The sequence below is a fragment of the Paraburkholderia tropica genome (genome assembly GCF_014171495.1).
GTDB classification, from domain to species: Bacteria; Pseudomonadota; Gammaproteobacteria; order Burkholderiales; family Burkholderiaceae; genus Paraburkholderia; species Paraburkholderia tropica.
The window spans coordinates 1316164-1340853 of the sequence record NZ_CP049134.1 but is presented as its reverse complement, the minus strand read 5'-3'; the positions used below and the strand labels follow the sequence as shown (position 1 = coordinate 1340853).

At 66.5% G+C, this 24690-nt stretch carries 22 protein-coding genes; 6 read left to right on the top strand and 16 right to left on the bottom strand.

Going from position 1 to position 24690, the window contains the following annotated elements; genetic code table 11:
• Window positions 1–6: 6 nt before the first annotated feature.
• From G5S35_RS06020 to G5S35_RS05990, 7 genes are all read right to left on the bottom strand, one after another.
• A complete protein-coding gene (locus G5S35_RS06020) occupies window positions 7–678 on the bottom strand; it encodes a class I SAM-dependent methyltransferase (RefSeq protein ID WP_124263162.1) in 672 nt (223 codons plus the stop codon).
• An 8-nt stretch (window positions 679–686) separates the two neighbouring features.
• Window positions 687–1889, bottom strand: a complete 1203-nt coding sequence (locus tag G5S35_RS06015) for a tryptophan--tRNA ligase (protein ID WP_065060244.1) — start codon at window positions 1887–1889, stop codon at window positions 687–689.
• Window positions 1890–1893: 4 nt separating this feature from the next.
• A complete protein-coding gene (locus tag G5S35_RS06010) occupies window positions 1894–2559 on the bottom strand; it encodes a site-2 protease family protein (RefSeq protein WP_065060245.1) in 666 nt (221 codons plus the stop codon).
• Between the two features lie 126 nt (window positions 2560–2685).
• Window positions 2686–3321, bottom strand: a complete 636-nt coding sequence (locus G5S35_RS06005; protein ID WP_074984434.1) for an L-threonylcarbamoyladenylate synthase — start codon at window positions 3319–3321, stop codon at window positions 2686–2688.
• A gap of 175 nt (window positions 3322–3496) precedes the next feature.
• Window positions 3497–4327 carry a 3',5'-nucleoside bisphosphate phosphatase gene (locus tag G5S35_RS06000; RefSeq protein ID WP_065060366.1) on the bottom strand — a complete coding sequence of 277 codons (831 nt, stop codon included), beginning with the start codon at window positions 4325–4327 and terminating at the stop codon, window positions 3497–3499.
• 106 nt (window positions 4328–4433) lie between these two features.
• Window positions 4434–5330: an alpha/beta fold hydrolase gene (locus G5S35_RS05995; protein WP_074984431.1), complete on the bottom strand. Its 897-nt coding sequence runs from the start codon at window positions 5328–5330 to the stop codon at window positions 4434–4436.
• Between the two features lie 70 nt (window positions 5331–5400).
• The gene (locus G5S35_RS05990; RefSeq protein ID WP_183038735.1) at window positions 5401–6300 is read right to left on the bottom strand and encodes a ferritin-like domain-containing protein; all 900 of its coding nucleotides are present in this window, start codon (window positions 6298–6300) and stop codon (window positions 5401–5403) included.
• A 237-nt stretch (window positions 6301–6537) separates the two neighbouring features.
• On the opposite strand from G5S35_RS05990, the gene G5S35_RS05985 reads away from it, so the two are divergent.
• From G5S35_RS05985 to G5S35_RS05975, 3 genes are all read left to right on the top strand, one after another.
• The gene (locus G5S35_RS05985) at window positions 6538–7062 is read left to right on the top strand and encodes a gamma carbonic anhydrase family protein (protein ID WP_065060248.1); all 525 of its coding nucleotides are present in this window, start codon (window positions 6538–6540) and stop codon (window positions 7060–7062) included.
• 63 nt (window positions 7063–7125) lie between these two features.
• A complete protein-coding gene (gene hslO, locus G5S35_RS05980; RefSeq protein ID WP_065060368.1) occupies window positions 7126–8073 on the top strand; it encodes an Hsp33 family molecular chaperone HslO in 948 nt (315 codons plus the stop codon).
• A gap of 165 nt (window positions 8074–8238) precedes the next feature.
• Window positions 8239–8682 (top strand): hypothetical protein, encoded by a 444-nt coding sequence (locus G5S35_RS05975; protein ID WP_065060249.1) that lies wholly within the window; start codon window positions 8239–8241, stop codon window positions 8680–8682.
• Window positions 8683–8825: 143 nt separating this feature from the next.
• On the opposite strand, the gene ftsB is transcribed toward G5S35_RS05975, so the two are convergent.
• The 9 genes from ftsB to G5S35_RS05930 form a co-directional block, all read right to left on the bottom strand.
• A complete protein-coding gene (ftsB, locus tag G5S35_RS05970; RefSeq protein ID WP_183038734.1) occupies window positions 8826–9251 on the bottom strand; it encodes a cell division protein FtsB in 426 nt (141 codons plus the stop codon).
• 101 nt (window positions 9252–9352) lie between these two features.
• Window positions 9353–10636, bottom strand: a complete 1284-nt coding sequence (gene eno, locus G5S35_RS05965; protein ID WP_065060251.1) for a phosphopyruvate hydratase — start codon at window positions 10634–10636, stop codon at window positions 9353–9355.
• 413 nt (window positions 10637–11049) lie between these two features.
• Window positions 11050–11904: a 3-deoxy-8-phosphooctulonate synthase gene (gene kdsA / locus G5S35_RS05960; protein WP_027814924.1), complete on the bottom strand. Its 855-nt coding sequence runs from the start codon at window positions 11902–11904 to the stop codon at window positions 11050–11052.
• A complete protein-coding gene (locus tag G5S35_RS05955) occupies window positions 11901–13562 on the bottom strand; it encodes a CTP synthase (protein ID WP_065060252.1) in 1662 nt (553 codons plus the stop codon). Before G5S35_RS05955 ends, kdsA begins: the two co-directional genes overlap by 4 nt.
• A gap of 139 nt (window positions 13563–13701) precedes the next feature.
• Window positions 13702–14517: an alpha/beta fold hydrolase gene (locus G5S35_RS05950; protein ID WP_065060253.1), complete on the bottom strand. Its 816-nt coding sequence runs from the start codon at window positions 14515–14517 to the stop codon at window positions 13702–13704.
• Complete coding sequence (locus tag G5S35_RS05945; protein WP_183038733.1) at window positions 14514–17231, bottom strand: ComEC/Rec2 family competence protein; 2718 nt, start codon at window positions 17229–17231, stop codon at window positions 14514–14516. Before G5S35_RS05945 ends, G5S35_RS05950 begins: the two co-directional genes overlap by 4 nt.
• Window positions 17232–17298: 67 nt before the next feature.
• Window positions 17299–18087, bottom strand: a complete 789-nt coding sequence (locus tag G5S35_RS05940) for a TatD family hydrolase (protein WP_065060255.1) — start codon at window positions 18085–18087, stop codon at window positions 17299–17301.
• A gap of 135 nt (window positions 18088–18222) precedes the next feature.
• Window positions 18223–18966, bottom strand: coding sequence for a lipoprotein-releasing ABC transporter ATP-binding protein LolD (gene lolD, locus G5S35_RS05935; RefSeq protein WP_065060256.1), 744 nt, complete (start codon window positions 18964–18966; stop codon window positions 18223–18225).
• The gene (locus G5S35_RS05930) at window positions 18959–20212 is read right to left on the bottom strand and encodes a lipoprotein-releasing ABC transporter permease subunit (RefSeq protein WP_065060257.1); all 1254 of its coding nucleotides are present in this window, start codon (window positions 20210–20212) and stop codon (window positions 18959–18961) included. Before G5S35_RS05930 ends, lolD begins: the two co-directional genes overlap by 8 nt.
• Before the next feature lie 413 nt (window positions 20213–20625).
• Between G5S35_RS05930 and G5S35_RS05925 the strand changes: the two genes are divergently transcribed.
• The 3 genes from G5S35_RS05925 to prfB all read left to right on the top strand — a co-directional run bounded on the left by G5S35_RS05925 (window position 20626) and on the right by prfB (window position 24664).
• The gene (locus G5S35_RS05925; protein WP_420874522.1) at window positions 20626–21738 is read left to right on the top strand and encodes a regulator; all 1113 of its coding nucleotides are present in this window, start codon (window positions 20626–20628) and stop codon (window positions 21736–21738) included.
• A gap of 17 nt (window positions 21739–21755) precedes the next feature.
• Window positions 21756–23462, top strand: coding sequence for a single-stranded-DNA-specific exonuclease RecJ (gene recJ / locus G5S35_RS05920; protein WP_065060258.1), 1707 nt, complete (start codon window positions 21756–21758; stop codon window positions 23460–23462).
• 97 nt (window positions 23463–23559) lie between these two features.
• Window positions 23560–24664, top strand: a protein-coding gene (gene prfB / locus G5S35_RS05915) for a peptide chain release factor 2 (protein ID WP_110328271.1) whose coding sequence is annotated in 2 segments (ribosomal slippage) — window positions 23560–23640 and window positions 23642–24664 — 1104 coding nt in all. Because the reading frame shifts where the segments join, the coding sequence is not laid out codon by codon here.
• Window positions 24665–24690 lie beyond the last annotated feature (26 nt).

Sequence of the window (24690 nt, the reverse complement as noted above, 5' to 3'; positions counted from 1 at the left end):
AGCGGATTAGCCGGTCAGATCGTAACGCGGTACGGGTAGTACCTGAGTCACAGGCCCGTTACCGGAATTTTCGGCCTGATTTGCGTCCGACCCCGAGCGCGGTGCAGCGGAAGATTTTTCCGCCTCGCGCACCGCGCAGATCCGCTGAACGAACGCCTCACGCGGTTGTGAGAGGAATCCGTCTTCGTAGGCGACGACGCGCAGCGTCGGCGCGCAGATCGCCAACAGCTCTCCCGCCGCCAGCAGGAACGCGGGATTCGACGGTTTTCCGACCGTCTCGTTCCCTTGCGCGAAAGTTTCGTAAATAAGTACGCCGCCCGGCGCGAGCGCGTCGATAAGGCGCGCCATCAGCGGACGATGCAGGTAATTCGTGACGACGATGCCGGCGAAACGCACATCGGCGGGCAGCGGCCAGGGCGCGCCTTCGAGGTCGCACTCTAATGTGCCGATGCCGGGAATCTCGCGCATCGTGGCGAGCGCCGCGCCGTCGCGATCGAGCGCGGCCACCGGATGGCCGCGCTGCGCGAACCAGCGCGCGTGCCGCCCCGCGCCGCAGGCCAGATCGAGCACCGTGCCGCCGGGCGAGACCAGATGCGCCCAGCGGCACACCCAGGGCGACGGCTCGCCGAGCCCGTGCATGCCCGCGGCAACGGGCGTGGACCCCGAGATGAGCGTCATCGCGCGCCTTAGCTGTACGAGAGGCCCATCGCCTCGCGCACGTCGCGCATCGTTTCCGTGGCGTACTTGCGCGCGCGGTCGCAGCCGTCGGCGACGATGGCGCGCAGCAGTGACGGATCGTCCATGTACTTCTGCGCGCGTTCGAGCATCGGCTGCTGCTCGCGCAGGATGCCTTCGATCACCGGCTGCTTGCACTCCAGACAGCCGATGCCCGCCGAACGGCAGCCCTTCTCCACCCACGCGTGCGTCGCTTCGTCCGTGTAGACCTGATGCAACTGCCACACCGGGCACTTGTCCGGATCGCCCGGATCGGTACGGCGCACGCGCGCCGGATCGGTCGGCATGGTGCGCACTTTCTTTTCGATCGACTGGGCGTCTTCGCGCAGCGCGATGGTGTTGCCGTACGACTTCGACATTTTCTGACCATCGAGGCCCGGCATGCGCGATGCCTCGGTCAACAGCACCTGCGGCTCCGGCAGGATGATCTTGCGCGAGCCTTCGAGATAGCCGAACAGACGCTCGCGGTCGTTCATCGACAGGCTCTGCGACTCGGACAACATCGCGCGCGCCTGTTCGAGCGCCTCTTCGTTGCCTTCCTGCTGATAGGCGTTGCGCAGCTCGTGATAGAGCTTCGAGCGCTTGCCGCCGAGCTTCTTCGCGGCCTCGTTGGCCTTCTCCTCGAAGCCCGGCTCGCGGCCGTACATGTAGTTGAAGCGACGCGCCATTTCGCGCGCCATCTCGACGTGCGGCACCTGATCTTCGCCGACCGGCACGAGCGAGGCGCGGTACAGCAGGATGTCGGCGGCCATCAGCACCGGATAGCCGAGGAAGCCGTAGGTGCCGAGATCCTTGTCGCGCAGCTTCTCGATCTGTTCCTTGTAGGTCGGCACGCGTTCGAGCCAGCTAAGCGGCGTGCTCATGCCCAGCAGCAGCGCCAGTTCGGCGTGCTCGGGCACACGGCTCTGGATGAACAGCGTGGCCTGATTCGGATCGATGCCCGACGCGAGCCAGTCGATCAGCACGTCCCAGACGTTTTTCTCGATGACATCCGGCGTCTCGTAGTGCGTGGTGAGCGCGTGCCAGTCGACCACACAGAAGAAGCACGGGTACTCGGACTGAAGCCGGACCCAGTTTTTCAGCACGCCGTGGTAGTGGCCGAGGTGCAGCGACCCGGTCGGCCGCATGCCGGAGAAAATACGGTCTGGGAACATGATGTTATGAGAATAGCGATACGAGGGGACTGAGGATGACGTTCAGGGCCAGTTGACCGACTTGAACCAACGGATACATCCAGAAACGCGAAAAGATGCCGGTCACCAGCAGCGCCATGACGATGAAGAAACCATACGGTTCAATCCGCATGAGCGCAATGCTCGCGCGCGGCGGCAGCAGCGCGGCCAGCACGCGCCCGCCGTCGAACGGTGGCAAGGGGAAGAAGTTGAGCACGCAGAGCACGATGTTCACGGTCATACCCGCGCGCGCCATCAGCAGGAAAAACGGCTCGTCGACGCCCGCCGCGCTCAGCGCGATGAGGAAGACGCCCCACAGGATCGCCTGCACGAAATTGCAGAGCGGCCCCGCCGCCGACACCCACAGGCTGCCCCAGCGCGGATTGCGCAGATTGCCGAACGCGATCGGCACCGGCTTGGCGTAACCGAACACGAAGGCGCCGCTCGTCAGCACATACAGAATGAGCGGCATCGCGATCGTGCCGACCGGGTCGATGTGGCGCATCGGGTTGAGCGAGACGCGCCCGAGGACGTAGGCCGTGTTGTCGCCGAGCAGGCGCGCGACGTAGCCGTGAGCGGCTTCGTGCAGCGTGATCGCGAAAATAACGGGCAAGGCGTAGACGGCGAGCGTCTGAATGATCGTGGATTCCATGGCGGCGTATTGTAACAACGCGCTAGCGGCGCGCCGCGGTGCGCGCGGCCACACGCGCAGCGAATGGCCGGATTGCGCGGTTCGTCGACATCATCGGCGCCGTCGGGATCGCCGCCCGCGCCGCCATCACGCCTCCTCTTCCAGCCCGAACGGCGCGAGCGAACCGCGCCCTGCACGCACGAGCACCGGCTCCGCGCCGGTCAGATCGATGATGCTCGACGGCTCCCACGGACACGCCCCGCCGTCGATCACCAGATCGAGCTGCTTTTCCAGCCGTTCGCGGATCTCGTCGGGGTCGTTGAGCGGTTCCGTGTCGGGCGGCAGGATCAGCGTGGACGCCAACAGCGGCTCGCCCAGTTCTTCGAGGATCGCGAGCGGAATCGGATGCCCCGGCACGCGCAGACCAATTGTCTTGCGCGACGGATGCGAAAGCCGCCGCGGCACCTCTTTGGTCGCTTCGAGCACGAACACGTACGGCCCCGGCGTCACCGATTTGATCAGCCGGTACTGGCGGTTGTCCACCATTGCAAAATTCGCCAGCTCGGACAGATCGCGCACCATCAGCGAGAGCAGCGCCTTTTCGTCGAGATGACGGATGCGGCGCAGGCGCTCGGCCGCGTGTTTGTCGTCGATGCGGGCGGCCAGCGCGTAGCTCGAATCGGTGGGCAGCGCGATCACGCCGCCATCGCGGATGATCTGCACCGCCTGTTTGACGAGGCGCGGCTGCGGATTCTCAGGGTGAAGCCGAAAAAACTGTGACATGGCAGTAATCAGCTGACGAATTCGGAACGGACGGAACAGTCGATACGGCAGTCGCGCGGCACGAAGGCGACGCGCACGCGCTATCGTAAAGCGTAGCGAACGGATAAAGCGGACGTCGCGCAGCGGTGCAAGGCGCAGGCCGCGCGGCGGGAACGGAAGCGTTGGGCCACGCGGCTTACAGCCATCGCTCCCAGACGGGCTTGAGGTCGGAGGGAAGCGGCGGCAGCGTGCCGGGCTCGATGGCGTCCGGACCTTTGGCGTGGAAATCGGAGCCGCGCGAGGCCTCGAAGCCGAAACGGCGCGCGACGGCGGCATATTCGCCGTACTGGTCGGGCGTGTGGCTGCCCGTGACGACTTCGATCGCCTTGCCGCCCAGATCGATGAATTCGCCGAAGAACGTGTCGAATTCGAGCTGCGTATAGTTGTAGCGCCCCGGGTGCGCAACGACGGCCTCGCCGCCCGCAACCTTGATCCACGAAACGGCATCGGCCAGCTTCGCCCAGCGATGCGCCACATAGCCCGGTTTGCCGTCGCCGAGCCAGCGCGAGAACGCGTCCTGGGTGTTCTGCGCGCGGCCGGATTCGACGAGAAAGCGCGCGAAGTGCGTGCGCGAGATCAGGTCGGGATTGGAGACGTACTGGAGCGCGCCCGCATAGGCGTCGGGAATGCCGAGTTCCTCAAGCCGTTCGCCGATGGCTTCGGCGCGCGCCGCGCGGCCGTCGCGCGTGCGGGCCAGCCCTTCGACGAGCGCCGGAGCGGTCGGATCGACATGCAGACCGACGATATGCACCGTGCGCGACGCCCACGTGACCGAAATCTCGACGCCCGAGAGATAACGCATGCCGAGCGATTCGGCGGCTTCGCGCGCCTCGCGCTGGCCGCCCAGCTCGTCGTGATCGGTGAGCGCCCACAGCGTCACGCCGCCCGCCTTCGCCAGCTGCGCGACGGCAGCCGGGGCCATCTGGCCGTCGGAAACAGTGGAGTGACAGTGGAGATCGGCGTTCATTGCGGGCATCTGGAAAATGAAGCCTTATTTTACTGCAACGCGGCGAAGCCGTCCGGGGCCGCTCCGACCGCGTTTAGCAGGCATTCGGCCCACATTCGGCGGGCATTCAGGCCGCGCAGAATGCCTCGATGAGACGCGCAATGGCCTCCGGCTGATCGTGATGAACCATATGGCCCGCGTCGTCGATAAAGCGCTCGCGCCAGTCGGGAAACGCCTCGAATCGACGCTTGAATTCGCCGATCGGCACCTTGCCCGCGATGCGCGCGAGCGTTTCCGAATCGGTGGCCTCGACGTGCAGCACCTTGGCGCGCACCTGCGCCCAGATCGCCATGATTTCCTCGAGCCGGTAGAGCACGGGATTGACCATCTTGTGCGCCGGATCGCCGAGCAGCATGTAGCCCTCGCCCTGCGCGCCGCTCACCGGCTTCGACCAGTGCTGCGCGAGAAAACGCGCCCTTGCGGGCAGCAGGCGCGGATTCGTCTTCGTGAGGCGCGCCGCCACGTCGTCGAGCGTCTTGTAGGGACGCAGTTGCGGCGGCGAGCGCATTTCGTCGAGCCAGTCGCGCAAACGGCCGGGCGCCTGCGCGGGCGTCGTGGCGGGCATGCCGAAGCCTTCGAGATCGACCACGCGCCGCACGCGTTCGGGCCGCACGCCCGCATACAGACAGACGACATTCGCGCCGAGGCTGTGCCCGACGAGGTTCACCTCGCCTTCGGGCGCGTAGTGATCGAGCAGCGCGTCGAGATCGGCAACATAGTCGTGGAACCAGTAGTTGCCGGCACCGCGTTGCGCCACCGGCCAGTCCGACAGGCCGAAGCCGCGCATGTCCGGCGCGATCACCTGCCAGTCGCCGCCCAGCGCGTCGACGACGAACTGGAACGAGGCGGCCACATCCATCCAGCCGTGCAGCATGAAGAGCGTGGGCGCGTCCTCGGCGCCCCAGCGGCGCACATGCAGACGGATGCCGTTCACGTCGATGAATTCGGATCGGGAAAGATTCATTGCGCTCGCGCAAAAAAACGAATGGTCGTTCGATTATATCGACAGGTTCTGACAGATGGGCGGCGCGCGTTTATTTTTCGGCGTCGACGTCGCCACCCTGGGCTTTCAGCGTTTCGAGTTCGGCGTCGTCGAAACCCGCCGAACGGCGCGCCTCGAAGTTGAACGGCCCGCGCATTTTCGGCGCATGGTATTGCGCGGCGAGTTCGAGCCACGCCGCATGCGGATCGAGTCCGCGCTGCGCGCACAGATGGCGAAACCAGTGATTGCCGATGCGCACGTGCCCCACTTCGTCATGCAGGATGATGTCGAGGATCGCGGCGGATTCGTCGTCGCCGGCCTGTTTCAGACGCGCGCGGATCGGCGGCGAGGCGTCGAGCCCGCGCGCTTCCAGCACGCGCGGCACCAGCGCCATGCGCGCGAGCACGTCGCCGCTGGTGCGCTCGCACATTTCCCAGAGGCCGTTGTGCGCCGGGAAGTCGCCGTAGGCGTGGCCGTAGTCCGCCAGCCGCTTGACCAGCAGCGAGAAGTGATACGCCTCCTCCGCCGCCACCTTCAGCCAGTCGGCGTAGAAGTCAGCGGGCATGTCCGGAAAGCGCCAGACCGCGTCGAGCGCGAGATTGATCGCGTTGAACTCGATGTGCGCGAGCGCATGCAGCAGCACCACGCGCCCTTGCGGCGTGCTCATGCTGCGGCGCTGGAGGCTGCGCGGCTCGACCAGATCCGGGCGCGCGGGACGGCCCGGCAGGTCCCCGGGCGCGCTGAGCGTCTGTTCGGCGTGCCAGTGCGTCTCGCCGCGCGCCGCGCCGTCCTGGGCGAGCGCGTAAAGCGCGCTCACCGCGCCGGACTTGGCGAGCGGATCGGCTTCGTACAGCGCCGCAAGCGCGGCGGCGCGCCAGCCTGGCTGCGACGTGGCGGCATCGACGGATAATTCGGCGCCGGTGCGCGCGGAGTCGGGAAATACGGAATTCATCGTCAAGCAGGCAGAAAAGCGGGCAGAAAACAGGCGGTCGAACGGCGTAGTACGAACGCACGGCACGGCGGCGCGGCGGCCCGCGTGAGACCTGCCGCACGCGGCACGCAAGCCGGGCCAGGCGGACTCGGGGCGCAACCGTTTACAATACGCGATTCACCCGCTCTGCGCCGCCCGCGCCCGCTCTCACCCGCCCGCGCGCCGCAGCCTCGCAAGACAAAAAGGAGACGCAACACCGTGGCCATCTACAAGCTTGGCGAAGCCGCACCCACCATTCACGAAAGCGTGTTTGTCGCGGACAACGCGACCATCGTCGGCAAGGTCGAACTCGCCGAAGACTCGAGCGTCTGGTTTGGCGCGACGCTGCGCGGCGACAACGAGCTGATTTCGGTCGGCGCGCGCAGCAATGTGCAGGAAGGCGCGGTGCTGCATACCGACCCCGGTTTCCCGCTCACGCTCGAAGCCAACGTGACGATCGGCCATCAGGCCATGCTGCACGGCTGCACGGTGAAGGAAGGCGCGCTCATCGGGATTCAGGCGGTGGTCTTGAATGGCGCGGTAATCGGCCGCAACTGTCTGGTTGGCGCGGGCGCGGTGGTCACCGAAGGCAAGGTGTTCCCCGACAACTCGCTCATTCTCGGCGCGCCGGCCAAGGTCGTGCGCGAGCTGACCGAGGCCGACATCGCCGGCCTCAAGCGTAACGCGGACGGTTACGCGCAACGCCGCGAGTATTTCAAGGCGCAACTCGTACGCATTGGCTGACGGCTGCTCGCCGCCGTCATGCCGCGCGAGCGCGCCGCACGCATCGAAACGAAGGAAAAGATTGTGAACGACCAGTTGCAAAAATTCATGTTCAGCGCCGCTCCGGTGCGGGGCGAGATCGTCTCGCTGCGCAACACGTGGCAAGAGGTGCTGACGCGCCGGCAGTACCCGGCGCCGGTGCGCACCGTGCTCGGCGAAATGATGGCCGCCTGCGCGCTGCTCTCCGCGAACCTCAAGTTCGACGGCACGCTGATCATGCAGATCCTCGGCGAAGGCCCGGTCCGCATGCTGGTCGTGCAGTGCAGCTCCGACCTCTCCATGCGCGCCACGGCGCGTCTGGCCGAAGGCGTGGAAACCGTCGCCGACGACCTCTCGCTCGCCGAACTCGTCAACGTGAACGGCCGCGGCCGCTGCGTGATCACGCTCGATCCGGCCAACAAGCAGCCCGGCCAGCAGCCTTATCAGGGCATCGTGCCGCTGAACGGCGAAGACGGTGCGCTGAAGTCGATCTCGGAAGTGCTCGAGCATTACATGCACCACTCCGAGCAGCTCGACACGCGCCTGTGGCTCGGCGCGAACGAAGATCGCGCGGTCGGCATGCTGCTGCAGAAGCTGCCCGGCGACGGCGGCATCGTGCCGCATCCGCACGAACTCGACGCCGACACGTGGGAACGCGTCTGCACGCTCGGCGGCACGCTCACGCGCGAAGAACTGCTCGAACAGGAGCCGGAAACGCTGTTCCGCCGCCTCTTCTGGCAAGAGAACGTGCAGCACTTCGAGCCCGCCACCACGCGCTTCCTGTGCAGCTGCTCGCGTGAAAAAGTCGGCTCGATGCTGAAGATGCTGGGCCGCGAGGAAGTGGACAGCGTGATCGAAGAACGCGGCCACGTCGAAGTTCACTGCGACTATTGCAACCAGCGCTACGAGTTCGATCCCGTCGATGTGGCGCAACTTTTCGCCACGCCGGGGCTCTCAGAAGGAGTCTCTCCCGCAGCGGACCAGCGCCACTAAGCCAGCAAAGCAGTGATTGCTTCCCCGGCTCATGGCACGCCGTCTTCCGCCACGCGGACGGCGCCGCCGCGCGGCACCATGAGCCGATTCACGGAACCGGCTGTCCATGCGGCCGCGCGCGTGGCCCAGAGATCCGGAATCCGACCGATAAAGGGAAGCAAGAACATGAAGACGAACCTCGGGGCTGCATCACCTCGCCTGCCCGCGCGCACCGTGCGCCGCGCCAGAACGCTCATCTACCTGACCGCGCTGACGGCCGCCGCCGCAGGCGTCGTGCTGATGAGCGGCTGCACGCTCGATCCGCCTGGTCCTTCGCCGATCTACAGCCGCCTGCCCGCCGATCAAGCTGGCGCGACCGCCACGGTCGCGCCGCAGCAGCAGGCCGCCCCTGCCCTCACGCCCGAGCAGCTTCAGCGCTACGACGCGATCGACCAGCAGGCGCTGGCCGAATCCAATCGCGCCGCGAACGCCGAAGCGGCCGCGCAGGCGTGGTCGCGCGCGTACACGCCGCCCGTGAACGTCTACGGCAGCTACTACAGCGGCGGTTGGGGCGGCGGCTGGGGCACCGGGATCGGCTACGGCTATCCGGGCTGGGGTTGGGGCTGGTGAAATCGTAGCGTGCGCAACGATCGGGGCGACGATCGTATAAGGCTCGCCCCGCAAAATCACGCGGCAATAAAAAAGCGCGGCATCCGCTGGATGGCCGCGCTTTTTATTTCGACGCTATCGAACCGCATCGTTGGCTGTGACGCTCAGCCCGCCTTCTTCTTCGTTTCCTTGCCGTGTCCGTGATGTTTCTCGGGCACGCGCGACACCGGATTCGGCACCACCTTGACGGGCGCCGCCGACATCTCGCCACGCGTCGACGTATTCGACGACCCCGCGGGCGTAGCCGGCAACGGCTGATTCGGCGAGACGAACTGCACGAACACCTCGCCGTCCTTCACCATACCCATCTCGTAGCGCGCACGCTCCTCGACGGCCGCGGTGCCGTTTTGCAAATCCTGCACTTCGCCCGCGATGCGTTCGTTGCGCAGTTTTTCGTCGTCGTTCAGCTTTTGCTGCTGTGCGAGCTGCCCTTGCAGTTCGTGCACGTGCAGCCACCCGCCGTGGCCCCACCAGAGCGGATACTGGATCAGCGCGAGCAGGATGATCAGGACGACAGTGACAAGCCGCATGGATGGTGCCGGATAAACATACGCCGCCCTGCGCTGAACGCAGGGCGGCGAAGAGGGATGACGAAGAGTGACAGCAAGGCGGCTGTCGCGTTCAGGTCCGCTTAGCGGAGGTTATAGAACGCCGACTTGCCCGGGTAGCTGGCGATATCACCGAGATCTTCCTCGATGCGCAGCAGCTGGTTGTACTTCGAGATGCGGTCGCTGCGCGAGAGCGAACCGGTCTTGATCTGACCTGCGTTCAGGCCGACGGCGATGTCCGCGATGGTCGAATCTTCGGTTTCGCCCGAACGGTGCGAGATCACGGCCGTGTAGCCCGCGCGCTTCGCCATTTCGATCGCTGCGAAGGTTTCCGTCAGCGTGCCGATCTGGTTGATCTTGATCAGGATCGAGTTGGCGATGCCCTTCTCGATGCCTTCCTTCAGGATGCGCGTGTTGGTGACGAACAGGTCGTCGCCCACCAGCTGAACCTTCTTGCCGAGCTTTTCGGTCAGGAGCTTCCAGCCGGCCCAGTCGCTTTCATGCATGCCGTCTTCGATCGAGACGATCGGGAACTTGTCGGCGAGCGTCGCGAGGTAGTCGGCGAATTCCGACGACGACAGTTGCAGGCCTTCGCCCGCGAGCTGGTACTTGCCGTCGTGGTAGAACTCGCTGGCTGCGCAGTCGAGCGCGAGCAGCACGTCTTCACCGGCGCGGTAGCCTGCCTTCTCGATCGCTTGCAGGATGGTCGACAGGCATTCGTCGTTGCTGCCGAAGTTCGGTGCGAAACCGCCTTCGTCGCCGACCGCCGTGCTCATGCCGCGATCCGAGAGGATCTTCTTGAGCGCGTGGAAGATTTCCGCGCCGCAACGCAGCGCTTCGCGGAAGGTCGGCTGGCTCACCGGCACGATCATGAATTCCTGAATGTCCAGGCTGTTGTTCGCGTGCGCGCCGCCGTTGACGATGTTCATCATCGGGACCGGCAGTTGCATCGCGCCCGAACCGCCGAAGTAGCGGTACAGCGGCAGGCCGGCTTCTTCGGCAGCGGCCTTCGCGACGGCCATCGAAACGGCCAGCATCGCGTTCGCGCCCAGACGCGACTTGTTGTCGGTGCCGTCGAGCTCGAGCAGGGTCTTGTCGAGGAAGGCTTGTTCCGACGCGTCGAGGCCCATGATCGCCTCGGAGATTTCGGTGTTGATGTGCTCGACGGCTTTCAGCACGCCCTTGCCGTTGTAGCGGCCGGCTTCGCCGTCGCGCAGTTCGATCGCTTCACGCGAGCCGGTCGACGCGCCCGACGGCACAGCCGCGCGGCCCATCGTGCCCGATTCGAGCAGCACATCGCATTCGACGGTGGGATTGCCGCGCGAATCCAGAATCTCGCGACCGATGATATCTACGATTGCACTCATGGTTTCCTCAGGAAATGACAGTAATTCTTGCGAGACACGCACCATCTGCGACTCCGGCGAAGCGCGGTCTACGCGCTCGCGCGGGACACACCGTCACATGGGACAGGCGGCGCGGTCGTCGGGTTCAACTTGTTGCGTCGCGAGGATTACACACTGCGTAATCGCTGCGCCGCCACGCTGCCTTGTACATCTGGCGCGGCGCGGCTGCCGTCTGGCACAGCATGGCATCGCTTCATGACACCTGCTGCGCCGGCGGGCCGCTCGCCGCGGCTCCTCCATCGCGCCGCTCATGCAATCGAAGCGGCGCGCGATGCTTCAGCACTACGGTAGAACTCCGCGATCCAATCTTGCGGTGAAGCCATACGACAAAGCACACGACGCGCATGAAGCGCGCTGGTGCCTGACTACGTGAATCAGTTGAAGTCGTTCTCGAGGAACGGCGTGCGCTTGACCGCCTGGTCGAGCGTGACGAGCGTTTCGAGCAGGTCGGCCATGCGGTTCAGCGGCACGGCGTTGGGACCGTCGGACTTCGCTTGCGCCGGGTTCGGGTGCGTCTCCATGAAGAGACCCGCCACGCCCGTTGCGACGGCCGCGCGCGCGAGCACCGGCACGAATTCGCGCTGACCGCCCGAGCTGGTGCCCTGGCCGCCCGGCAGTTGCACCGAGTGCGTGACGTCCATCACGACCGGCGCCGCCGTCTCGCGCATGATCGCGAGCGAGCGCATGTCGGACACGAGGTTGTTGTAACCGAACGAGACACCGCGTTCGCAAGCCATGAAGCGGTCTTCGGAAAGACCCGCTTCACGCGCCGCGTCGCGCGCCTTGTCGATCACGTTCTTCATGTCGTGCGGCGCGAGGAACTGGCCTTTCTTGATGTTGACCGGCTTGCCCGAACGCGCGCACGCGTGGATGAAGTCGGTCTGGCGGCACAGGAACGCCGGCGTCTGCAGCACGTCGACGACCGACGCCACCGGGCCCACTTCCTCTTCCGTGTGCACGTCGGTCAGCACGGGCAGGCCGAGCTGGCGCTTCACTTCGGAGAGGATGCGCAGGCCTTCGTCCATGCCCAGGCCGCGGAACGACTTGCCGCTCGAGCGATTGGCCTTGTCGAACGACGACTTGTAGATGAACGGAATGCCGAGCTTCGCCGTGATTTCCTTCAGGCGGCCCGCCGTGTCGATCGTCATCTGTTCGGATTCGACGACACAGGTGCCTGCAATCAGAAAGAACGGCTTGTCGAGGCCGACCTCGAAACCGCACAGATTCATGCTTTCTCCTGAGCGCGCGACTGCTGGTGCGCGAGCGACGCTTCGACAAACGCCTTGAAGAGCGGATGGCCGTCACGCGGCGTGGACGTGAATTCCGGGTGGAACTGAACGCCGACGAACCACGGGTGCATGTCGCGCGGCAGTTCCATCATTTCCGGCAGGTCTTCAGTCGGCGTACGGGCGCTGATGATAAGGCCGCCGGCTTCGAGCTTGGGCACGTAGCCGTTATTGACTTCATAACGGTGGCGGTGGCGTTCGTTCACGTCCTTGCCATAGATTTCCGAAGCGAGCGTGCCGGGCTTGATCGGGCAGCGCTGCGAGCCGAGGCGCATGGTGCCGCCCAGGTCCGAATCTTCCGTGCGCTTCTCGACCTTGCCTTCGCGGTCGGCCCATTCGGTGATGAGCGCGACGACGCGGTCCGGCGTGTCGGCGTCGAATTCCGTGCTGTTCGCGTGCTTCAGGCCCACCACGTCGCGCGCGAATTCGATCACGGCGAGCTGCATGCCGAGGCAGATGCCGAGGTACGGCACCTTCGATTCACGAGCGTACTGAATGGCCTTGATCTTGCCTTCGGTGCCGCGACGGCCGAAACCACCCGGCACGAGAATCGCGTCGAGATGCTTGAGGCTGTCCACGCCCTGTTCGTCGATCTCTTCCGAGTCGATGTACTCGATGTTGACCTTGGTCGAGGTCTTGATCGATGCGTGACGCAGCGCTTCGATGAGCGACTTGTACGACTCGGTCAGGTCGACGTACTTGCCGACCATGCCGATCGTGACTTCGTGCTGCGGATGCTCGAGCTTCTCGACCATTTCGGCCCACATCGACAGGTCGGCGGGCTTGGCGGACAGCTTGAGTTCGTCGCAGACGATCGAGTCGAGACCCTGGTCGTGCAGCATCTGCGGAATCTTGTAGATGCTGTCGGCGTCCCACACCGAAATGACGGCGTCTTCGGGCACGTTCGAGAACATCGAGATCTTCGAGCGCTCGTCGTCCGGAATGCGGCGGTCTGCACGGCACAGCAGCACGTTCGGATAGATACCGATTTCGCGCAGCTTCTGCACGCTGTGCTGCGTGGGCTTGGTCTTGAGTTCGCCGGCCGTGGCGATGAACGGCACCAGCGTGAGGTGCACGAAGCACGCGCTGTTGCGGCCAAGGCGCAGGCTCATCTGACGCGCGGCTTCGAGGAACGGCAGCGACTCGATGTCGCCGACCGTGCCGCCCACTTCAACGATCGCCACGTCGGGCTCACCGCACGTCGCGGATGCCGCGCCGCGCTCGATGAACGCCTGGATTTCGTTGGTGATGTGCGGAATGACCTGCACCGTCTTGCCGAGATAGTCGCCGCGGCGTTCCTTGCGGATCACCGATTCGTAAATCTGGCCCGTGGTGAAGTTGTTGGCCTTGCGCATCTTCGTGCTGATGAAGCGCTCATAGTGGCCGAGGTCGAGGTCGGTCTCCGCTCCGTCTTCCGTCACGAACACTTCGCCGTGTTGAAACGGGCTCATCGTGCCGGGGTCGACGTTGATGTAGGGATCAAGCTTGAGGAGGGTGACTTTCAGACCGCGCGATTCGAGGATCGCGGCGAGGGAGGCGGCGGCAATACCCTTGCCAAGGGAAGAAACTACGCCGCCGGTGACGAAAACATATTTGGTCATCGCTGGATGCTCGCGGGAAAAACGGATTATACCGTAAAGCAAGGGCTAACCCTGAATTTTGAAAGAGCATCTTGCGTGACGGGGCGCGGCGCGAATGAAGCATGTGCCGAATTGATCGTGCCCCGCCAGACGGCGGCCATCAGGCGCGCGTCCAGCCGCCGTTACCCATCGCGTAGAGCATGCGCTGCACCGCGCGCGCGGTCTCGATGGGCCGCTCCATCGGATACAGATGACTGCCTTCGATCCACTCGAAGCGCTCGCCCGCGATGCGCCGCGTCGCGCCGAGACCGACCTGCCGCACCTCCTTCGAATGCGTGCCGCCGACGAAGCTCACCGGCACCGGCGAGCCATGCGCGAGCCGCGTGCCGAAGGTGTGCGGCAGTGTGCGGTAAATGAGGTATTCGGTGCGGCGGTCGAAGGCGAGCGTGCGTGCGCCGTCGGGCGAAGTCTGAGGAATGCCGAAGTCGATGTAGTCCGACAACACGCGCTCGTCCCAGCGCGCGAACGCGGGCTTCGAGTGGAAATGACGCCAGGCTTCGTCGCGACTCGCCCAGCTGGTGCGGCGCGTGCGCGTCGCGGCGGCGGGCGACAGGCGCTCGTCGAGCCCGGTCCACTGCGACACGCGCAGCATGCCGCTGCGCCAGCCGGCGATCACGGGCGAATCGAGCATCACCACGCCCCTCACCCACTGCGGCTTCCTGAGCGCCGCCATCAGCGAAAGATAGCCGCCGAGCGAGTGGCCGACGAGCCAGACCGGCTGCTCATAGCGGCTGCCGATGTCCTCGATCAGTTGCTCGACGAGGTGCGGCCAGTCGCGCGTGACGGGATAGCGCGCGTCGTGGCCGATGCGCTCGATATAGCGCAGCTCGTAGGTGTCGCCGAGTTCGGCGAAGAAAGTGCGATAGGTCGAGGCCGGGAAGCCGTTCGCATGGGAAAAATGGATGACGTTCTTCAATCTGGGCCTGTCTCCGTTCCGTTCGTTCTTGTCGGATTGTCGTTGTCGTCGTTGTCTTGCGTGCCGGGCGGGCGGACCGCAGCCGCCCCTTGCATCGCGCCCACCGCCGCCTCTTCGGTCCGATCCGGCCGGTCCAACCGGTCCATCCAGTAACGCCGCCGCGTATCGCGAAAGCGCTCGACCGTCAACGCGCCGGGGGCGGCCTCGATGCGCGCCGCGCCGTCCCAATCGCTGCGCGCCAGCACGATGTGGCGCGACGCGTAACGCGCATAGACACCCGGATAAGGATGATGAAAGCGATTGATGAAGCCTACCTGAAATATCGCGACGAGCGGCCAGACAGAATCGAGGAACGGTTCAGTCGACGACGTGCGGCTGCCGTGGTGCGGCACGACGAGAATCTGGGCGCGCAGCTTGTCGGGGTCGCGTGCCATCAGCGTGCGCTCGGTGGCGGCTTCGATATCGGCGGCAAGCAAGGCGGTGACGGCGCCATCCGGCGCCGACGCGGCCCCGGATGTGCCCGCCGTGCTCACGCGCAGCACGCAGCAATGCGCATTGGGTTTGCCCGCGAGCGGCCCCGCATCGGGCCAGAGCACCTCGAAGGTCACGCCGTCCCACTGCCAGCGCTGCCCTGCCGCGCACTGCACGCGCTCCGCCCCGCGCGACTGCGCTGTCGCCCACAACCGATGCGCGGGCAGAATGCCCGCCACGAACTGCCGCACCCGCAGCGCTTCGAGCACGGCCTGAGCGCCGCCCGAGTGGTCGGAGTCGTCGTGGCTCACCATCAGCATGTCGAGTTGCGTCACGGCGTGGGTCTGCAGATAGGGAACGACGATCCGCTCGCCCGCGTGGGTGGATTCCGGGCCTGGCCCGGCGTCGAACAGCAAGGTGTGGCGCGCGGTCTCGATCAGCACGGAGGTGCCCTGCCCGATGTCCAGCGCGGTGAGGCGGAACGCGCCTTCCGGCGGGCCGCCCGGCGACGGCGCAAGCAGCGGCAGCCACGTGAACGGCGCGAGCCAGCGCAACGGCCACCCGCGCGGCGCGAGCAACCACGCGACGCCCACCGCCGCACAGGCCAACGCCCAGCCGGACGGCTGCGGCAGACGCAGCAGCGCCCACGGCAGACCGTCGAGCGCGCCGAGCGCCATCGCGAGGCGGTCGAGCAAAGCGTGCGCGGCACGCAGCGCGAAGGCGTCGAGCGGCGCGGGCAAGACCGCGCCCGCCAGCACGGTCGGCGTGACCAGCATGCTGACCCACGGAATCGCGAAGGCGTTCGCCAGCGGCCCGATCAGCGGAATCTGCAGGAACCAGTACGCGGTGAGCGGCGCCAGCGCCAGCGTGACCGCCCATTGCACGCGCGCGCCGTCATGCAGACGGGCCGCGAAACGCCTGGCGGCGCGGCGCCAGCGCTGCCAATCGACGAGCGAGGCAAAGCGTTCGCGCCAAGGCCCACGCGGCACCTCGGCCGCCACCGGCTCCTTCTCGCGCATCGGATCGACTTCATCGGGTGTGAGTTCGGCATCCTCTTCGCGGCGCATGCGCGGCACGCCGCTGGCCGCATACAGAATCGCCGCGACGGCGCAGAACGACAACCAGAATCCCGGCGCGGTCACCGCCCACGGATCGCGCAGCAATACGAGCCCGAGCGCCCACGCCAGCACATGCGAACGCGACACCTCGCGCGAACCCAGCAGCGCCACCGCCGCCACCGCCAGCATCCAGAGCGCGCGCTGCACCGGCACGTTGAATCCGGCCAGCGCGGCATACGCCGCTCCCGCGCACACCGCGCCCGCGAGCGCCACTTTCTGGGCGGGCAGGACGAGCGGCGCTTCCATGCCGCGCCAGCGCGCTCGCCGCCAGAGCGCGCCCGACAGCCAGCCCGCAAGCCCGGCGACGAAGGCGAGATGCAGCCCGGAGATCGCAACGAGATGACTCGTGCCGGTGTTGCGCATCAGTTGCCAGTCGGCATCGCTGACATCGTCCTGTGCACCGGTCGCAAGCGCGACGACGATGCCGCGATGCGGCGCGTCCGCCAGCACCTCGCCGATGCGCGCACGCACCGCCGCCCGCCTGCGCTCGATGGCGATGCCGATGCCCTGCGCGTCGCGAACCAGACGTTGCGCGTGCGCGGCGTCGCTGACGTAACCGGTCGCGCGCACGCCGCGCGCGAGCAAGGCGGCCTCTGTATCGCGCAGATCGAAATTGCCTTCGCCGTGCGCCGGTTTGAGCCGCACCGTCAGCCGCCAGCGCGCGCCGGGCACGAGCGGCGGCACGGGCGCGTCGCGCGCGATCCAGTTCAATTGCAGCAGACGCGGCGTACGCGAGAAACGCAAAGCGCTCGCCGTCAGCTCGCGCCCCGGCCAGGATTCCACTGCGAAGAGAAAGCGCGCCGATCCTTCACCGAAAGCAGGCATGCGCGCGATATACCCGGTCACGTCGACGTCGCGCGCCTGCCAGGCTTCGGGCAGCGATTCGGCCAGCCGGATTTCCGCACGCCACGCCGCGTAACCGAACCCGACACACGTTGAAGCAAGCGCAAGCGCTGACCAGCCCACGATGCGCCCTCGCGCACCCCGCCGCACCATCGGCGCGCCGCCGATCGCCGCGCCCAACATCAACGCGATCAGACCGCACCACGCGACGCGCCCCGGCAACGCCGCCTGCTGTTGCAGCGCGATCACGCCCAGCGCGAAACCGCACCACATCGCCCGCATAGCGCCTCCGCGAAACGGCGGCGCAAGCCCTCACACCCTGCCGTCTCGCGCGCCACCCATGCGGAAATTATGCCGACGAAAGCGCGAGCCGCGGCAGCGCGGCCGTCGCGTTAGCCGTCGTGCCAAGGGCGACATCCTCGGGCGTCACGCCCCGCAAGGCGGCGAGCACGGCGCCGATGCGCGGCACCTGATCCGGCGTGTTGCGCTGCTTGTAGAGCCAGGACGGCGAGATGTCGGGCGCGTCGGTTTCCATCACGATGGCGTCGAGCGGCAACTGCTCCGCGAGCCGGCGAATCTGCAACGCGCGCTCGAAGGTCAGATTGCCGCCGAAACCCAGATGCATGCCCTGCTCGATGAACGCCTGCGCCTGCTGAAAACTGCCGTTGAACGCATGCGCGATGCCGCAGCGCACGCCGTTGCGGCGCAAGCCCTTGAGCACCTGATCCTGCGACTTGCGCACATGGCAGATCGCGGGCAGCTCGAATTCGCGCGCGAGCTTCAACTGCGCGTCGTAGATGAATTGCTGACGCTCGGCGTCGAGCCCCGGCACGAAAAAGTCGAGACCGATTTCGCCGATACCCACGAACTTCGGATCGTCGAGACTCGCCTCGATTTCGGCGCGCAATGCGGCGATGTCCTCGTCGCGCGCCTGCGGCGTATAGAGCGGATGAATCCCGAGCGCGTAGACCGCGCCCGGCGTGCGCCGCGCGAGCGCGCGCACGGTCGCGAAGTTCTCGCGCGCCACCGCGGGAATCACGATGCGCGCCACCCCCGACGCCCGCGCCGCCGACGCCACCGCGTCGCGATCCGCGTCGAATTCGCCGGCATCGAGATGACAATGCGTGTCGATCCACATGGTTACGCGCTCCTGCCGCAAACGGCGAACGTCATCGAAATAGACCCAAAAACAAGGCCCGCGAATCACGCGGCAGAACTGCGGCGCAACTCGCGGGCCCGAGGCGTGGCGCAAGGCGACGCCGTTGCTGCGCGCCTAGACCGGCAGAACCGGCTCCTCGTGCAGCATGCCTTCGCGCAGACGCACGATGCGGTCGCAACGCGCCGCGAGATCGGGATCGTGCGTGACGATCACGAAGCTCGTCTGGAACTGGTCCGAGAGTTCGAGCATCAGGTTGAACACCGTGTCCGCCGTGCTGCCGTCGAGATTGCCGGTCGGTTCGTCCGCAAGCACGCAGGCGGGCCGCGTGACCAGCGCACGCGCGATCGCCACGCGCTGACGCTCGCCGCCCGAGAGTTCGCCCGGACGATGACGCGCGCGATGCGCGAGGCCCACGCGATCGAGAATCGCCATCGCCTCGCGGCGCGCGTCCTCTTGCGGCATGCGGCGGATGCGCAGCGGCATCGCCACGTTGTCGAGCGCCGAGAATTCCGGCAGCAGATGATGGAACTGATAGACGAAACCGAGCGCGCGGTTGCGCAGATCGTTGCGGTCGCGTTCGGACAGTTCGGTGAACGGCTTGCCGAGCAGCTTCACGTTGCCGGTGCCCGGTTCGTCGAGACCGCCGAGCACGTGCAGCAGCGTGCTCTTGCCCGAACCCGACGCGCCCACGATCGCGAGCTTCTCGCCGCGCTTCACGGAGATTTCGGTGTCGTGCAGCACCTGCACCGAGAGCGCGCCCTGGCCGAACACCTTCGAAATGCCGTGCGCCTCGATCACATACGGATAGTCGCTTGCCACGCCGCTCATGATGGTGTTTTTCGCTTGACGATCATTCATAGCGCAGTGCCTCCGCCGGTCGAACCCTGGCCGCGCGCCAGCTGGGATAAAGCGTCGCGAGCGCGGACAGCACGAACGCAATCAAACCGATACGGATCACGTCGCCGGCGACGAGTTCCGAAGGCAGTTCACTGATGAAATAGACCGAGGGCGGCAGGAACTGCACGCCGAGCAGATGCTCGATCATCGGCACGAGCCACGGAATGCTCCACGCGATCAGGCAGCCGAGCGCGACGCCGATGGCCGTCCCCACGAAGCCGATCGTCACGCCCTGCACCACGAAGATCTTCATGATCGAGCCGGGCTGCGCGCCGAGCGTGCGCAGAATGGCGATATCGGCCTGCTTGTTGGTCACCGTCATCACCAGCGACGACACCAGATTGAACGCCGCCACCGCGATGATCAGCGTGAGGATGATGAACATCATGCGCTTCTCGATCTGCACGGCCGAGAACCACGTCTTGTTCTGCTGCGTCCAGTCGCGAATATAAAGGTCGCCCGAGAGCGTGTGCACGAGCTGCCGCGCGACGGCGGGCGCGCGCTGCATGTCTTTCAGGCGCAGGCGCACGCCGCTGGGTGCGGCCAGGCGGTAGAGCACTTCGGCGTCGCGGATGTTCACGAGCGCGAGCGTGCTGTCGTACTCGTAGTGCCCCGATTCGAACACGCCCACCACGGTGAACTGCTTCAGGCGCGGCAGCATGCCCGCCGGCGTGATCGTGCCTTCGGGCGCGACGAGCGTGACCTTGTCGCCCTTCGTCACGCCCAGATTCACGGCCAGATCGGAGCCGAGCACGATGTTGAAGCTGCCCGGCGTCAGATCGTTCATGGTGCCGATCTTCATTTCCTTGCCGATGTCCGAGACCTGCGGTTCTTCCGAGGGCTCGACGCCGCGCAGCGCCACGCCGTTCACGCTGTCGCCGCGCGTGAGCAGCGCCTGGGCGTCCACATAGGGCGCCGCGCCGATCACCTCGGGATTGGTCTTGGCCTCTTTCGCGGTCAGTTGCCAGTCGGGCATCGAACCGGTGGGCGAGAAGATTTCGACGTGCGCGAGCACGGAGAGCATGCGGTCGCGCACGTCGCGCTGGAAGCCGTTCATCACGGAGAGCACGACGATCAGCGCCGCCACGCCGAGCGCGATGCCCGACATCGAGATCAGCGCGATGAACGAGATGAAGCCATTGCCGGTCGTGCGCTTGCCGGCGCGGGTGTAGCGCCAGCCTATCTGCCATTCGTAGGGAAGTTTCAAGCGAATCCTTTAAAGCGTCTTCGTTGCGCGGGCATGGGCGCGTGGGTTGCGTCGCGGGTTACGTCGCATCGTGCTGGTTACGTCGCATATTTGCGTCGCGATCACGTCGATGCAGGACCACCGGTCCGCGCGCCGCCCGATTTCCGTGCCGGAACATGTCCGCAACCAAGCGCGAAGTTTGCCACACTACGGGGGTCTCACGGACTTTGCGCCATCCCGGGCCGCCTGTACCCGCCCAGTCTGCGCCCCTGCCCCTTGGATGCGGATTCGGCGCGCAGGTGCCCGCCTGCCGCGCCGATCGTCGGTAAGTTACTGATTCGTATGGCACGGCACGCCAACGCGGTGCACTCGACGCGCCGGATGCGCCGCCCGCCGCGCCCAGCAGCCGCGAGCGCCGAAGTACAATGCGCACCATGCCTGCCGACCGCCTCCATCTCCTCGTGCCTTTCGCGCTGCCGTCCGCGGCTGTTGCGCCGACCGCCCTCGCCGGCCTGCAGTTTCCCGCGCTCTCGAAGCTGATCGCGCGCGCGACGCTCGGCGAGCAGGTCATCGGCGAAGATTTCCAGCGCACGCTGCCGCATGAGCGCTGGGTCGCGCGTCAGTTCGGCGCGCTCGGCGACGGCGCTGCGAGCGCCAACGCCAAAAGCGCCAGCGCCGACGACGAAGCGCCGCTCGCGCCCTGGATGCTGCTTGCCGACGGCGGCACGCCCGGCGACGCCACGTGGGCCTGCATCCAGCCCGTGCACGTGCGCATCGCGCACGATCACCTGGTGCTGATCGATCCCGCCTCGCTCGAACTCACCGACGCCGACGCCGCCACGCTGTACGCCATCGCCCGACCGCTGATCGAAGAACTCGGCGTGCGCGTCGAAGCGCCCACGCCGCAACGCTGGTATCTGTCGAGCGACCAGTTCGGCACGCTCGCGGGCGCGTCGCCGCTGCGCGCGAGCGGCCGCAATATCGAAATCTGGCTGCCGCACGAGGCCCATTCGGGCCAGCGTTCGCGCGCGTGGATGAAGGTGCAGAACGAGGTGCAGATGGCCTGGTTCGAGCATCCCGTCAACGAAGCGCGCGAGGCGCGCGGCCTGCCCGCCGTCAACTCGATCTGGTTCCACGCGCAAGGCGCGCTGCGTCCGGTGCGCAAGCCGTTTGCGCGCGTGCAGTCCGACGCCGCCGCCACGCGCGGCCTTGCCATGGCGTCGGGCGCGGCGCTGGCCAGGACGCCGGCCGATTTCGCCACGCTGAAAACCACGCTCGACGCCGCCGCGAGCGGCATCACGCTGGTCGAGCTCGATCCGTTCTCGGCGGCGTATATCCAGCAGGACTGGGGCCGCTGGAACGCGGCCTTCGCGCAGATCGAACGCGACTGGTTCGCGCCCGCGCTCGATGCACTGCAAGCCGGCGAGCTGAACCAGCTCGACGTCACGCTCTGCGGCGATACCGGCTCGGTCACGCTCGCGCTCACGCGCGGCGACCTGCGCAAATTCTGGCGACGCCGCGAGTTCGCGTCGCTCTTCATCGAATAATTTCCGAAGTCGTCCGCATGACCCGAATCGTCACCCGCGCCTGCTCTCCCGCCGATACCGAAGTGCTGATCCGTCACGGCCTGCACCCGGTGCTCGCGCGCCTCTACGCGTCGCGCGGCGTCAGCCAGCCCGACGACATCGAAACCGGCCTCGGCCGCCTGATTCCCCCAGCCGGCATGAAAGGCCTCGACGAGGCCGCCGCGCTGCTCGCCGACGCGCTCGAACAGAAGCGCCGCATGCTGGTGGTCGCCGACTACGACTGCGACGGCGCGACCGCCTGCGCGGTGGCCGTGCGCGGCCTGCGCATGTTCGGCGCGCAGATCGACTATCTGGTGCCGAATCGCTTCGAGTACGGCTATGGCCTCACGCCCGAGATCGTCGCGCTCGCCGCGCAGCGCAAGGGCGGACCGCCCGACCTGCTGATCACCGTCGACAACGGCATCGCCAGCGTGGAAGGCGTGGAAGCCGCGAACACGCTCGGCATCGACGTGCTCGTGACCGACCACCACCTGCCCGGCGACGTGCTGCCGGCCGCGCGCGCGATCGTCAATCCGAATCAGCCGGGTTGCGAGTTTCCGAGCAAGTGCATCGCGGGCGTCGGCGTGATGTTCTACACGCTGCTTGCGCTGCGCGCGGAACTGCGCCGCCGCGGCGCGTTCGCCGACGGCAAGCCCGAGCCGCGTCTGGACGGCCTGCTCGATCTGGTCGCGCTCGGGACGGTCGCCGACGTCGTCAAGCTCGACGGCAACAACCGCGTGCTGGTCGCGCAAGGTCTGCAACGCATCCGCAACGGCCGCATGCAGCCGGGCATCGCCGCCCTGTTCCGCGCCTCGGGCCGCGACGCGAAAAGCGCCTCGGGCTTCGATATGGGCTTCGCGCTCGGACCGCGCCTGAACGCGGCGGGCCGCCTCTCCGACATGTCGCTCGGCATCGAGTGCCTGACCACCGACGACGTGGGCCGCGCCTGGGATCTCGCCCAGCAGCTCGACGCGATGAACCGCGAGCGCCGCGAGATCGAGGCCGGCATGCAACAACAGGCGCTCGCCGATCTCGCCGACATCGATCCGCAGGACGGCGCCACGCTCACGCTGTTCAACGAAGGCTGGCACCAGGGCGTGATCGGCATCGTCGCGGGACGGCTCAAAGAGAAGTTCCACCGCCCGTCCTTCACTTTCGCGCTCGCCGACGACGACGGCGCGCTCGTCAAGGGCTCCGGCCGTTCGATCCCCGGTTTCCATCTGCGCGACGCCGTCGACCTGATTTCCAAGCGCGAGCCGGGCCTGATCCACAAGTTCGGCGGCCACGCGATGGCCGCGGGCCTGACGATCGCCGCCGCCGACGTGCCGCGCTTCGCCGCCGCCTTCGAGCGCGTGGGCCGCGAATGGCTGACCGCCGAGGCGCTCGCGCGCACCGTGGAAACCGACGGCGATCTCGAAGACGCCTATTTCACGCCCGATTTCGTCGAGATGATCGACGCCGCCGTGTGGGGCCAGGGCTTCCCGGCGCCCGTGTTCGCGGGCGAATTCGAGGTCGCGTCGCAGGCGCTCGTGAAGGACAAGCACCTGAAACTGCAACTGCTGCGCGGCCGCCAGCGCTTCAACGCGATCTGGTTCAACCACACCGAGCCGCTGCCGCAGCACACGACCGTCGCCTATCGCCTCGTGCGCGACACGTGGAACGGCGTTTCGCGCGTGCAACTGGTGGTGGAGCACGCGGCGCTCTGACCGGCGTGGACGAGAGGCCACGCATGGGGTCGCCGCGCCCTTGATGCATGGCCAATCGGCTATAATTGCGTGTTTTACACGCCGGATCACGACACAAATGGAAGCGGAACGTCTCAACGCGATCGAAGCCCTCTTGGCGGACCTGCGCGCACGCGCGGGCGAGCTCCGGGGGTATCTTTGACTACGACGTAAAAGCCCGACGGCTCGTCGAAGTCAATAGCGAACTCGAAGACCCCAACGTCTGGAACGACTCCAAGCACGCACAGGGTCTCGGCAAGGAAAAGAAACTGCTCGAAGGCGTCGTGCATGTGCTCGACGGTATCGAGAACGACGCGCGCGACGCGCAGGACCTCTTCGAGATGGCGCGCGAGGAAGGCGACGAGGACACGCTCGTGGCCTGCGAAAGCGACGCCGCTGAAATCGAAAAGCGTATCGCCGACGTCGAGTTCCGACGCATGTTCGCGAACCCGGCCGACCCGAACAACGCCTTTATCGACATTCAGGCGGGCGCGGGCGGCACGGAAGCCTGCGACTGGGCGTCGATGCTGCTGCGCCAGTACGTGCGCTACTGCGAGCGCAAGGGCTTCAAGACCGAAGTGCTCGAAGAGTCCGAAGGCGACGTGGCCGGCATCAAGAGCGCGACCATCAAGGTCGAAGGCGAATACGCCTACGGCTTCCTGCGCACCGAAACCGGCATTCACCGCCTCGTGCGCAAGTCGCCGTTCGACTCGTCGGGCGGCCGTCACACGTCGTTCTCGTCGGTGTTCGTGTATCCGGAAATCGACGAATCGTTCGAAATCGACGTCAATCCGGCCGACCTGCGCATCGACACGTATCGCGCTTCGGGCGCGGGCGGTCAGCACATCAACAAGACCGACTCCGCCGTGCGTATCACGCACATCCCGTCGGGCATCGTCGTGCAGTGCCAGAACGACCGCTCGCAGCACCGCAACCGCGCCGAAGCCATGGCCATGCTCAAATCGCGCCTGTACGAAGCCGAAATGCGCAAGCGCCAGTCGGAGCAGGACAAGCTCGAAGCGGGCAAGTCGGACGTGGGCTGGGGTCACCAGATCCGCTCCTACGTGCTCGACAACAGCCGCATCAAGGATCTGCGCACGAACGTCGAAATCAGCAACACCAAAGCCGTGCTCGACGGCGATCTCGACGCGTTCATCAGCGCAAGCCTGAAACAGGGCGTGTAAGCGGCGCCAACGTCCGCCGCCCTCTC